The 12,331-nt window shown below is 54.8% G+C and carries 8 protein-coding genes and 1 tRNA gene; 8 read left to right on the top strand and 1 reads right to left on the bottom strand.

Annotated elements, in window-relative coordinates; all coding sequences use genetic code 11:
• Positions 1–37: 37 nt before the first annotated feature.
• From JTM80_RS05850 to JTM80_RS05835, 3 genes are all read left to right on the top strand, one after another.
• Positions 38–3,529, top strand: coding sequence for a methyl-accepting chemotaxis protein (locus JTM80_RS05850; protein ID WP_205370768.1), 3,492 nt, complete (start codon positions 38–40; stop codon positions 3,527–3,529).
• Positions 3,530–3,596: 67 nt separating this feature from the next.
• Positions 3,597–7,010, top strand: coding sequence for a hybrid sensor histidine kinase/response regulator (locus JTM80_RS22625; RefSeq protein ID WP_225906770.1), 3,414 nt, complete (start codon positions 3,597–3,599; stop codon positions 7,008–7,010).
• Positions 6,973–7,554, top strand: a complete 582-nt coding sequence (locus JTM80_RS05835; protein WP_172357600.1) for a chemotaxis protein CheW — start codon at positions 6,973–6,975, stop codon at positions 7,552–7,554. Before JTM80_RS22625 ends, JTM80_RS05835 begins: the two co-directional genes overlap by 38 nt.
• A gap of 93 nt (positions 7,555–7,647) precedes the next feature.
• Here the strand turns inward: JTM80_RS05835 and JTM80_RS05830 are convergent, their stop codons facing one another.
• On the bottom strand, positions 7,648–8,820 hold the full coding sequence (locus JTM80_RS05830; protein WP_172353422.1) for a transposase: 1,173 nt from the start codon (positions 8,818–8,820) through the stop codon (positions 7,648–7,650).
• Positions 8,821–9,026: 206 nt separating this feature from the next.
• Between JTM80_RS05830 and JTM80_RS05825 the strand changes: the two genes are divergently transcribed.
• The 5 genes from JTM80_RS05825 (at position 9,027) to JTM80_RS05805 (ending at position 12,257) form a co-directional block, all read left to right on the top strand.
• Positions 9,027–9,671, top strand: coding sequence for a DUF4203 domain-containing protein (locus JTM80_RS05825; protein ID WP_205370767.1), 645 nt, complete (start codon positions 9,027–9,029; stop codon positions 9,669–9,671).
• Between the two features lie 210 nt (positions 9,672–9,881).
• On the top strand, positions 9,882–10,544 hold the full coding sequence (locus tag JTM80_RS05820) for a zinc metallopeptidase (protein WP_172357602.1): 663 nt from the start codon (positions 9,882–9,884) through the stop codon (positions 10,542–10,544).
• A gap of 17 nt (positions 10,545–10,561) precedes the next feature.
• Complete coding sequence (locus JTM80_RS05815) at positions 10,562–10,957, top strand: YidH family protein (protein ID WP_172357603.1); 396 nt, start codon at positions 10,562–10,564, stop codon at positions 10,955–10,957.
• Between the two features lie 129 nt (positions 10,958–11,086).
• Positions 11,087–11,158: transfer RNA gene (locus JTM80_RS05810), tRNA-Gly, on the top strand.
• A gap of 691 nt (positions 11,159–11,849) precedes the next feature.
• On the top strand, positions 11,850–12,257 hold the full coding sequence (locus JTM80_RS05805) for a hypothetical protein (RefSeq protein WP_172357604.1): 408 nt from the start codon (positions 11,850–11,852) through the stop codon (positions 12,255–12,257).
• Positions 12,258–12,331 lie beyond the last annotated feature (74 nt).

Raw genomic sequence — 12,331 nt, 5'->3', positions numbered from 1 at the left:
TCCATTCTTTAACCTCTCTTGCGCTAGGTTTTGAACTATGACCACCGAATTTCGCCCAGCTCCCAAAAAGACGGACTCTACTGCGCTTTCACCAACCCATTCATTTTCTCAAAACGGCTATGAGGAAGGGGTGTCCTTGCCCCCCGACTTTGATGATCAAATGATTTATCGGGGTATCAACTATGGCAAAAATCAAAAAGAACCGATTAAGGTGACTCGTCCGAGTTCCTATCCCTGGGTTCAGTGGTTTTATAACCTGAGCGTTCGCAACAAGCAAATTTTGGGATTGGCAACGTCCGAAGCGATCTCGGTTATTGGTCTAGTTGGAATTGGCGCGTTGCTGATTGTGACATCCGGCCGCAATCAGTTGCGGAACCAAGCCGAATCTGAACTGGCGGTGATTGAACTTGCCTATGACATCAAAGTCAACCAAATGGCCTTTGGGTTTCGAGGGCAGGCCGACAACCGAGCGATTATTTCTGCAGCAGCCACTCATGCCGCAGGTGGCCGCCTTTCGCCACAGGCCGAGGCCGAGGTGAAAACGATTTTGCAAAACGAGGTTAAAGCTCGTGAGATTGAATATGCAACGCTCGTGGGTAAGGATTTGCGGATTATCGCCAGCGCCAATGCAACACGGACTGGGCAACGATTCGATCCCAATGGATTGGTGGGTACGGTGCTGAAAAACCCAAGGCAGATCAGAGCGACAGCAATGGTTTCCTGGGACGAGTTAAAAAACGAAGCGCCACCACTGCCTGAGGGCGTTAGCGGGAAAGATGCGCTAATTCGCTACACAGTGACCCCGGTTTTTGCACCCGGCACGGAAGAGGTGATTGGGGTGCTGGTATCAGGGGATATTGTCAATGGCAAGCTGCCAATCGCGGAAAAGCCGTTGTCTGCATTTGAAAACGGGTATGGTGCAGTTTATCAGGTGCAGCCCGATGGCAGCTTAGCGCTGGCAACCGCGCTGGCAGCGGGAGATAACCCCGATATTAATCAAGCAATTCCAGATGTCGCCCTAGAAGATCCGCAACTGCTGCGCGATGCGATCGCCGCTCGCGGTCAGGTGGTAACCCGGCGCGGGCCAGTTGGCTCAATGACCCATACGCTGGCTGCCAAGGCAATTCCCAACTTCAACGGTGAGCCAACGGCCGTGCTGGTGCGGGGGAGTTCTGAAACCGCACTGAATCAACTGATTTTCGAGAGCTTGAAACTGCAATTTTTGATTGCGCTGGTGGCGATCGCCGCCGATTTAGTGTTAGCCAAGCTACTAGGGATGTCTATCCTGCGTCCAGCGCGGCAACTGCAATCCACCGCCCAGCGCTTTATTCAGGGCGATCGCCAGGCTCGCGCCGAGATCTACGGCACTGACGAACTCGGAGAAGTGGCTCAAGTCTTTAACAAACTGGCAGACAGCGTTGTGCAAACCGAAGCAGTCTTGCGGATGCAAAGTGAGCGCGAAAAGCAGTCTACCGAACGCGCCATGACGCTAGCAGAAGTCACTAGCCGAATTCGCCAATCCCTCGACGAAAGGACAATTCTGACAACCTCCGTAGAGGGCGTGCGGGAAGTGCTCAAGGTCGATCGGGTGCTGATCTATCGCTTTGCTCCCGACCTAAAAAGTGGCGAAATCACTGCTGAGGCCGTCGGGCGTGGATGGAAGCGAGCTATGGGGCAAATCATTGAGGACCCCCTCAGCCCCGAAGCCATTGAGCGCTACTACACGGGTCGAGTCAGCTTTATGACCAATCGCGAAACCGCCGAATTGACCCACTGCCACTGCGAAATTCTGAAACGCCTAGAGGTGCAAGCCAACATGGCAGCCCCCATTTTGGCGGGTGATGAGTTGGTGGGGCTGCTCTGTGCCCATCAATGCTCTAGCCCACGGCAGTGGGAAGTGGCCGAAGTTGAGCTGCTGCAACAAATTTCCGTGCAGATTGGTTATGCCCTGAGTCAGGCAAGGCTCTTGCAAAAACAGCAAGCAGCCGCCGAGAAGGAACGCCAACTCGCCGAGATTGTGGCACGGATGCGGGAAAGCTTTGAGGAGCCGCGGATTCTGCGAGTGGCGGTGACTGAGACCCGGCGATCGCTCAACTGCCAGCGGGTTGCGGTCTATGCCTTCGACGAAAACTGGCAAGGCACCTTCATTGCCGAATCGGTCGAATCGGGTTATCCGGCCGCCCTGTCTAACAAGATTTATGACCCCTGCTTTGCCGAGAAATATGTAGAGCAATATCGCCAAGGGCGTGTACAAGCGGTTGCCGACATTACCCAAGCCGGACTCACCGAATGCCATCTCGAACAGCTCAAACCCTACCAGGTTCGGGCCAACCTCGTTGCGCCTATCCTGATTGGCGAAGATCTGATGGGCTTGCTGATTGCCCACCAGTGTAATGCGCCCCGCGTCTGGAATCAGCTTGAAATCAACTTCTTCCGCCAAGTCGCGATTCAGCTTGGCTATGCGATCGAGCAAGCTCGCCTGTTTAACCAAGCCAACATGCTCTCTGAAGAACGCCGTCGGCAGCAAGAAACGCTCCAACGTCAGCTGATGTCTTTGCTAGACGACGTGGAAGGAGCTGCTTCGGGCGACCTCACGGTTCGGGCGGACGTGACGGCTGGAGAAATTGGCACGGTTGCAGACTTTTTCAACTCCATTATTGAGAGCTTGCGCCAGATTGTGACCCAGGTGAAGCGTTCCGCCAACCGAGTGAATGAGTCTCTCGGACAAAACGAGAGCGCCATTGCCGCGCTGGCAAATGCAGCCCTCAAGCAGGCCGAGGAAACCACGCGCATTATGAACTCGGTGGAAGTTATGACGCACTCCGTTCAGCAAGTCTCGCAACAGGCGCAGCAGGCGGCTACGGTGGCCCATACAGCCTCCGCCACCGCCGAGGTCAGCGGCAGTGCGATGGACTTGACGGTGCAAAACATTCTCAATCTGCGGGAAATCATCGGAGAAACGTCCAAGAAAGTGAAGCGTTTGGGTGAATCGTCGCAGCAAATTTCCAAGGCCGTGTCGCTGATTAACCAAATTGCCATGCAAACGAACTTGCTGGCGATTAACGCTGGGATTGAGGCGGCTCGCGCGGGCGAAGAAGGCCAGGGGTTTGCAGTGGTGGCAGAAGAGGTGGGCGAGCTGGCGGCTCGGTCTGCGGATGCGACAAAGGAAATTGAGCGCATTGTAGAAAACATCCAGCAGGAAACGGTCGAGGTGGTCGAAGCGATGGAGCAAAGCACCAGCAAGGTGGTCGAGGGCACCCACTATGTGGAAGATGCGAAGCGAAACTTGATGCAAATTCTGGATCTGTCGCGTCAAATTGACGAACTGGTGCAGTCGATTTCGCAGGCAACCGTGTCTCAGGTGGAAACGTCTGCGGCTGTGTCGATGCTGATGCAGGAAGTGGCTCAGGTGTCGGAGTTGACCTCTGATTCGTCGCGCAAGATCTCTGGGGCGCTGGCAGAAACAGTCGAAGTTGCCCGCGAACTGCAAGCCTCGGTCGGTGCCTTTAAGACAGGGGAACAGGTTTAGTTTGCAGAGTTTTGGTTTGTTTTCCTGGGTTTGCGATACCGCTTGTCGCCTTTCATAGAGAGTCATTATGGTCTACGACAAGGAACTTGAAATCCAACTGCAATTCTTGGAGGAAGCTCAAGAATATTTGAGGACGTTAGAATCTCGACTGCTCGGGCTGGCCCAAGCGATTGATGCAGACAAGATCAACGAGGCACTGCGGGCTGCTCACTCTATTAAGGGGGGAGCGGGTCTAATGGGCTTTCAAAGCTTAAGTGATTTGGCGCATCGCCTAGAAGATGGGCTGAAGGTGTTGAAGGTGCAGCGCCAATCGTTGGAAGTAGATGGCAGTCTGGAGCAGCTTTTGTTGGAGTGTGTGGATGGGTTGGGGAGGGTGATTGCCTGCGATCGCCAAAGTCTGTCTACAGAGGGCGATCGCCCCCGTCCAACCATTGCCCCGGCTTGGCTGTTGGAACAGATTGAACCCGCCTATCAGCAACTTCACGAGCGGCTAGGCACGCCCCAGGATGAAGATGCCTACTCGCTCCTATCTCCTGAAGACGGACAGGATATTATTCCCCTGCTGTTTGAAACCGAAGTCGAGGGCTGTTTGCAGCGGCTAGAATCGGCAATTCATGAACAGTCTCCCCGCCTAAAAGAAGAAGTCGAAATTTTGGCCCAGGAGCTAGAGGGCTTGGGGGAGATGCTCCAGATCGAGAGCTTTTCCCAACTGTGTCAGTCCATTGGTGTCCAAACGGCTCAAACAGAAGCGACCAATGCAACTGCCATTTCTACCTTGGCGCAGACGGCGTTGCAGGCTTGGCGGCGGGCGCAGGCGCTCGTTTTGACTGGCAACCTGGCAGCCATTCCTACGGCGATACAGCTTGAAACCTCCGGGGCCGGGTCTTTTGCACCTTCCTGGAGCGCTGAAATGGCCGGAGCGTCGGCATTTGCAACGTCCTCTGATGATGAAATCACACTTCCTCTCGAAACAATTGCTGCCCAGGCAGCAGACCATTCTGGGGTGCAAGAGGAAGTTGCGGCGGCAGATCATGCGGTTGCAGACTATGTCGATCTGGAATACGCAGGGGTGGACTATGGAGCGCCTGCAACAGAGCTGGCAACGACCGAAATCTCTGGTATCTCTGAAGGGTTGGATGGGGAAGAGATTGCCGATTTCACGCTTTCGGCTTCCTTATCTGAGCCGTCGGCACAGCCTCCTTTGTTAGAGGATCAGGTAGAGGATCAGGTCGGTGCTGATGTTGCGGGTCGCTCCCAGTCGGGCGATCGCCCCGTTGATCGTCCTGCTGATCGCCCCATCGTAGCCCCGGCTCAGCAAAGCCGCTGGAGCAGCAACGCACCCGCCACTGAGACGACCCAAGAGAATACGGTGCGGGTGTCGGTGCAGCAGTTGAACCAACTGAGTGACTTGTTTGGTGAGCTGACGATTGACCGCAACGCGCTCAACCTCTACCTCAAACGTCTTCGGAATTTGACGCGGCTGCTAAACAACCGGGTGCAAACGCTAGAACAGGCTAGCTCCGAACTGCGAACGACCTACGATCGATTGGCGACTGATGTTGGGCGATCGCCCCTCTCCTCCGCCCTCAACCTGCTCCCAAGCAGTGAGGCGCGTGCTGCCCAGTCGGGCGATCGCCCCCAAATAGCCCAGCTCTACAACAGCCCCTCAGACGTCAGCACCGAGCCAGCTCCAGCCCCAGCCACCAATCTGTTCCAGCAGATCCCATCCTCAGCTATTCCTCCTGGGTCTGAGCATCGTCCAGGGAGTGGGTTTGGCGCTGGGTTGGGCAATGGGTTTGATGCGCTGGAGCTAGATCGGTATGAAGATGTTCACTCGCTCTCGCAGGACATTCTAGAAACCATCGTCCAGGTTCAAGAAGTTACCACAGACATCGATCTGACCCTTGAGGAAGTCGAGCAGGCATCTCGCACCCTAGACAAAACAGCAAACCAACTCCAGTCTCGACTGACTCAAATCCGGATGCGGCCGCTGTCTGACTTGGTTGACCGCTTCCCTCGCGCTCTGCGGGAACTGTGCTTGCAATATGGCAAGAAGGTGCGTCTTCAGGTCAATGGCGCTGGCACACTGATTGATCGCAACATCCTGGAAGCGCTCAATGATCCACTGATGCATTTGCTGCGAAATGCTTTCGATCATGGCATCGAAGATCCGCAAACCCGGCTGGCTCAGGGCAAACCAGAAGAAGGCGTGATTAAAATTCAAGCCTTTCATCGGGGCAATCGCACATTTATCACCATCCAAGACGATGGACGAGGTATCCCGATTGAAAAAATCCGCGCCAAGGCGATCGCCATGGGGCTAGACCCTAGCTTGTTGGGGGTGGCCAGCGAAGAGGAACTCGTCTCCCTCATTTTTGAACCCGGTTTCAGTACCAAGGAACAGGTCACGTCGCTATCGGGTCGCGGCGTAGGCATGGATGTGGTGCGTGATCATCTCAAGCAAATTCGCGGCGATATTAAAGTAGAAACCAAAGCAGGGCAAGGCACAACGTTTACGCTCTCAGTGCCGTTCACGATGTCTGTTGTGCGCGTGCTAATTGCCGAAAGCAACGACATGCTGATTGGCTTTCCGAGCGACGTGATTGGCGAAATGCTGAAGCTTGAGCCAGAGCATATTGTTCGGGTGGGCGACAGCGAAATGCTGAACGTGCAAGGCAACTTGATTCCGCTGGTGGTTCTATCACGCTGGCTCCGATTTCCTGGGCCGCGTCATCCCTATCGCCTAGAAACACCCCCTAGCATTAGCGAACCAGTCGTGCTGCTGGTGGAACACAACAGTCAAATCTTTGGCATCCAAATCGAGTCTTGTTGGGGCGAACAGGAAACTGCGGTGCGCCGTATCCATAGCACCATTCCGCTTCCTGCTGGCTTTAGCAACTGCACCATTCTGGGTGATGGGCGCGTTGTGCCGCTTGTCAATGTCCCAGAATTGCTGCACTGGATTGCCAGCACTGAGGCAGCCGGCCCAGTGGTGCCCAGGTCTTCCCAACTGGGCGATCGCCAGTTCAGCCTCATGGATGCCGATCGCCGATTGCTAGGTCGCTCTGTCCCAGTGGAGCAGCAGCCCGCCGTTCTGGTGGTAGACGATTCGATTAATGTCCGCCGATTTTTGGCACTCACTCTGGAGAAAGCGGGCTATCAGGTTGAGCAAGCAAAAGACGGGCAGGAAGCGGTCGAAAAGCTGCGGGCCGGGCTTCAGGTGAACGCGGTTGTGTGCGATATCGAAATGCCGCGTTTAGATGGCTACGGCTTTTTGGCGAAAGTGAAATCGGACCCGCAGTTTGAGCATTTGCCCGTCACCATGCTCACCTCACGCACGAGCGCCAAACATCGACAACTGGCGCTGAGCCTGGGGGCGATCGCCTATTTCTCAAAACCCTACAACGAGCAAACTCTCCTGACCACCTTGGCACAACACATTCATGACCCTTCTGAACTCTCTGCGAGCGCTGCGCTCTAAACCCGTCGAGATCACTCGTCAACTGCTGGTTTTTCCACTGCGGCAGGAACTGTTCGCCCTGCCATTAGCAATCGTGCATCGGGTCATCGAAATCGACCGTCTCTATGCCCAGCAAGAAGGAACGGGGACGGCGATCGCCCTCGATCATGACCAAAATATTCCCGTCTTAAACCTCCAGCAGCGCATCTTTGCGAACACACCAACATCCACTCAATGCTTAGAACCCGGAACGCAGATTGACCCACAAGAGGTCACAAAATATTCCACGCTTGGGCAAACCTTCAGCCACACTGTTACGACCCAATACCTAATTCTGGTCTACAGCCTGCAAGGGGATGTCATTGGGCTACAAATTGATGGGCCACCCGCTCTCAAGCGCTTCACAGAATCCGCCTTCAAGCCATTGTCTGTGCTTTACCAGCAAGAAGGCGGAATTCGCTGCGTCAGCGGACTGATTCTGCCCACAGACGACAGCCCGCCCATTTTTTTGCTCAACTTGGCGCAGGTTTTGCAGCCACCGTCAGCCCTGCTGGGCGCAGGATAAGCGGAGGGCAGAACAGGATCAAATCTGCATTTCTGCAACAATCCTGCAATAATTATTGATTCTTGTGGATTAAGCCCTGCTTGACTGACAAAACTAAGAAGCTGGAATACGGCTGAGGACAGTGAATTCACGCTTTAGGGAGTCATCGTGTTGTCGCCTTGATGCGATGGCAGGTTGAGGGTCAGGTGAACAGGAGAGGAACTGATAAACGTGAATCTTCCACTGGTGAGTGATAGCCAGCCGAATCCAATTCCAGCCCAGCTTGAGATAACTCATGCCGCGCTTCCAGTGAGCATCGACTTGGCGACGCTTGCCGGATGCGACCACTTGCACCCCTTGGAGAACTAAGAACAGCATCGTCAAGGCGATTACCCCACACAACTGGGAAAGGGCAACCTTGTCTCTGAGTCTGGAGGCTTCGAGATTAAACCCGTTGGACTTCAAATCCAAAAACGACTCCTCCACCTGAAATCTCAGTCGATATTGGGCAAACGTCTGCAAGTTCGTCGGCTCATCACTCACAATTGTCCAATTCTCGCTGCTGAGTTTGTCGTGGGCAAAGGCAAGGTAAACATTGTCGTAGGGCTTTGTTCTACCCACCGACACTGCAGGCGTAAAGTAAGCTTGTCCTGGTTGCAATTGAACCGACGATACCTGGCGCCACTGCCCTTGGTGCTGAAATTGGAAGGAGCGTTTGATGCGGATGCGGAAATGCCAACCCAGATTCTCCCGGAGGTATTTCATCAACTTGCCATCGGCAAACCCTCGGTCTGCCAAAAGGACAATCGCGACACCCTCGGGCATCAGCCGTTGCGCTTGCCGCAGTACCCGTTGAATCGTCCACAACCTGACGGTGCTGCTTGATTGCGCCACCACTTTCCAAGCGACCGGAACCGTTCTTCCTCGGTACACCACTGCGACCCAGACGATGCAGAAACAATTCCATACGACCGTTGTATCGAGGCTTAAGTAGAGTCGTTGGGTCTGCCAGTTGGACAGAGCCTGCCCAATCAGCGCATGATGAGCGGACGCGACATTGATCCGCCGATTCGACAACCAGCGGCGAAACCGGCGTTGGTGGGATTGAGCCATTTGAGCGCGACTCCTCACATACACCCCAAATCCATTGAGATGAACGTTTTGGCTTCCAATCATGCCAATGATCATCCAGCACAGTGTTTGCAGATGGCGAGCATCCTGCCACTGAATGTCGCATTGACGCAGAAAATCATTCAACGCATCATAAAGACGGGAAGTCGGTGACATTGATTTGACTGGTTTGTGTGGTTACTTCTCAGCCTAAATCATGCTCTGCTTCCCGCATGGCTTTCGTTCCAGCTTTAACCTGTTTTGTCAGTCAAGCAGGGATTAAGCCCCTTCTACGGGCAGTTCGGTTTGCTGGATAACAGCGCCCTGCGCTCTTTTCTAGATAGGTTTGGATAGGTTTTTAAGATACGCTTTTTTAGATATCTATGCTAAGACCTATCTTGCTGGCGCTGTTTTCAGCAGTTTTCGGCGTGCTGCTCTGCTTTGGGGGCTACCGCTTTTTTATGGTGATGCTGCCCGTCTGGTCGTTTTTTGCGGGGCTGTGGCTGGGCGCAAAGGCCGTGTTTCTGCTGCTAGGCGGCGGCTTTTTGGCTACCACGACGGGGCTAACGGTCGGGCTGGTGCTGGGAATTTTGCTGGCAATTTTTTGCTGGCAGTTCTATGAAGTGGGCGTGGCGCTGATGGGCGGAGCTACGGGTGCGCTGTTTGGATCAAGCATCATGGCTATTCTTGGCTTTCAGCAGGGGACGTTGCCCGCGCTGGTGGCCCTCGGATCGGGGCTGGTGCTGGGGGTCTTGACCTACGTGCGAAACTGGCAGAAGTATATTGTCATGCTGCTGTCTGCTCAGGGCGGAGCAAATGCGCTGGTGCTGTCGCTGCTGCTGCTGAATGGGCGCGTCTCGATTGAGGATTTGAAGAACGCAGGCAACACGCTGCTGCCCATTTTCCGGGATTCGTGGTTTTGGCTGCTGCTGTGGAGCGGGCTGGCGATCGCCGGATTTCTCTACCAACTGCGGCGCTATCGCAGCGTGGAGTTTGCCAAGCAAGAGTTTGTCCGCTTTTGGATGTAGGAGGCTGGTGCTAGGCTGTTTACTTAAGGTATGAGAGCTTATCTGCAAGCATGTACTTATCTGCAAGTAGAACGTCGAGGAACCAACTGTTCAAAACTGTTCAAAAGTTGGATTAAGTCAAAAATTTGGATTAAAACGATTCAAGTCTTATCTACTTAAGCTTGCCCTGAAACTATGTTTTTTTATGATCCGATCTACTTACTTTGGGTGATGCTACCCACGATACTAATTTCCATGCTGGTTCAGGCTCGTCTCAAAAGCGCCTTTGCCAAGTGGAGCCAAGTGCCCAACAGCGAACGCTACACCGGAATGCAGGTTGCTCAGACCATTTTTAATCGCACGTCGCTGAAGTCGATTCCGCTGGAGCCAACGCGCGGCTCCCTGACCGACCACTACGACCCGCGAACCAACGTGGTGCGGCTATCGGAACCCGTGTGCGCCCAGCCGTCGGTTGCATCAATGGCGATCGCCGCCCATGAGTTGGGGCATGTACAGCAATACCAGACGGGTTCGCCGATGATCGCTGCCCGCAGTTTCTTGCTGCCTGCGCTGCAATTCACGCCGACCATTTCCTACATGGCCTTCTTGCTGGGCTTCATGTTTGGCATGGTGGGGCTAATGTGGATTGGGGTTCTCATGTTTGGGCTGATGGTGGTCTTTTCCCTGCTGACGGTGCCGATTGAAATCGATGCTAGCCGTCGGGGGCTAAAGCTGCTAGAGGATGCGGGGCTGCTGGATACGCCAGAGGAGCGTCAGGGAGCCAGACAGATGCTCGGTGCCGCAGGCTGGACCTACATCGCTGCTGCTGCCACTTCTATCATGCAACTACTCTACTACGTTAGCCTGACCCAGCGCAGCCGTCGCCGCTACTAGATCCTATTCGCACGCCCATGCCTGACGCGCCCCGCAACCTGAACAACGAACTCGCGAAAGAGCGCAACCGAGCCGCCGCCGAACGCACGCTGCTAGCATGGATTCGTACCTCGCTCTCGCTGATTGGCTTTGGCTTTGGCATTGACCAGATTGTGACGGCGATTCAGCGAACCCGCAGGCTTGACTATCTGGGGACAATGTACCTAGCGAGAATCACTGGGCTGGCATTCATCGCGGTCGGGCTGTATGCCATGCTATCGGCGACGATTGAACATCGCCAGGAGTTGCGGCGCATTCAGCGAGACGACTACCTCTACACACCGCGACGCTCCAACGCGCTGGTCGTGGCGATCGCCCTGATGGTGATTGGCATCTTCGCCTTCCTGGGAATTATCATCAGCACTCTGAACTAGCCCCCTGCCTTGCTCGCCGCGGCAGACTAGAATATCGCCCCCAAAAAATTTGCAAAAATCTTTGGCCCAGGTTGACAAACGGTGACCTCTCACACACAATAATAGTTACGCTTTTTTGGAGCGTGTTTTGCGGGTATAGCTCAGTGGTAGAGCGTCACCTTGCCAAGGTGAATGTCGCGCGTTCGAATCGCGTTACCCGCTTTGTTTCCGACCTAGTGCTAAGAGTCAGTGGTGGTTTGGGAATGAGTTCAATCTGCTGCAAGGTTGTGCTGAGTAGGCGCTGCTGAACCAGCGTGTCTGATGCGTTCGCTTTTAGCATCTTCGTGAATCAAGACACCTTTCTGCTCGGTTTTCGCTGGGCTTGCAGGCTTTATCCAAGCTTAAGCGAATTTTCCACTGATCTCTCAGCTTGCCCCTGTAGGATGAGTCTAGAGAGTCTTACCAGTACTGATGACACGACGGGTTGGATGGGCTGGGAAGCGGGCGATCGCGCTCGTGTTTCTCCTGTCCACGTTGCTCACTCCACGTTTCTCAGTCCACGGTTCTCTGTCACTGACTCCCGCAAACAGGAATGTTAGAATCGGGCTGAATCTGGGTATTCGCAACCCCAGTTCCCGGCAGAAGCTCTGGGAAAAGTCTGGGTCGCTGCCTAGAAGCCTGTCCAGGATCACGCATCAAGTCACACCCAAACCAACCTCTCTGACGAGGGTTGGAGGATGGGTCGGTTGACGATAGTCCGGTTGACGATAGTCAATGAATCATGGTTTAGCGCTGGTTCGTCTGCGGCTGCGCGGGAAGGGCGATCGCCCCCAGCGGCTTTTGGGTTCACGGTCGTGGCTCCCAAGGCGCTAGACCCTGCACCGCTTGCATCACACTCACCGCTGCTCTGCTTGTGCAAACTCAGAAACCCCACAAAATCGACCTAAACGGCGACTACCCCTGTCCCTGTCGTCGTCGGGGCAAGCTGACACCCATCGCCCTGACGGATGCCTTTGGCTGCGACCGATGTCAGCAAATTTTCGTCGTGCAAGACAGCGGGCATACGATTGAGCAGCTTTCGACCAACTATCCCTACAAGCGGGCGTGGCGCTGGAACGGGCATCAGTGGATTGTGGTGAACCCATCCCTGGGAAAGGGCTATGTGCCGCTGACGCTGCTGTTCATGTTTGCGCTGGTGTTTCTGCTGCTGCTGACCACGCTGAGCGCACCCGCTGCCTCTCAGGTGGCGTTTCGGGTGGTGGCGGCGCTGGTGCTGTCGGTCATGCTGGCGTTTATGCTGTGGCTAGCCTGTCGGCGATAGTCCGCCGAAAACCCAGTCCTGCTAATCCCTCATGGGCTGCAACGTCACCAAGCTGTCACTGACCAAACTGTCAC

It is taken from the genome of Thermoleptolyngbya sp. PKUAC-SCTB121 (genome assembly GCF_016919485.1).
GTDB classification, from domain to species: Bacteria; Cyanobacteriota; Cyanobacteriia; order Elainellales; family Elainellaceae; genus Thermoleptolyngbya; species Thermoleptolyngbya sichuanensis.
Note: the sequence above shows the minus strand (reverse complement) of the source record. Positions and strands in the feature narration are given on the sequence as shown.

Coding starts and splice junctions, on each gene's coding strand:
- JTM80_RS05850 (WP_205370768.1), top strand. CDS start 38: ATGACCACCGAATTTCGCCCAGCTCCCAAAAAGACGGACTCTACTGCG.
- JTM80_RS22625 (WP_225906770.1), top strand. CDS start 3,597: ATGGTCTACGACAAGGAACTTGAAATCCAACTGCAATTCTTGGAGGAA.
- JTM80_RS05835 (WP_172357600.1), top strand. CDS start 6,973: ATGACCCTTCTGAACTCTCTGCGAGCGCTGCGCTCTAAACCCGTCGAG.
- JTM80_RS05830 (WP_172353422.1), bottom strand. CDS start 8,820: ATGTCACCGACTTCCCGTCTTTATGATGCGTTGAATGATTTTCTGCGT.
- JTM80_RS05825 (WP_205370767.1), top strand. CDS start 9,027: ATGCTAAGACCTATCTTGCTGGCGCTGTTTTCAGCAGTTTTCGGCGTG.
- JTM80_RS05820 (WP_172357602.1), top strand. CDS start 9,882: ATGCTACCCACGATACTAATTTCCATGCTGGTTCAGGCTCGTCTCAAA.
- JTM80_RS05815 (WP_172357603.1), top strand. CDS start 10,562: ATGCCTGACGCGCCCCGCAACCTGAACAACGAACTCGCGAAAGAGCGC.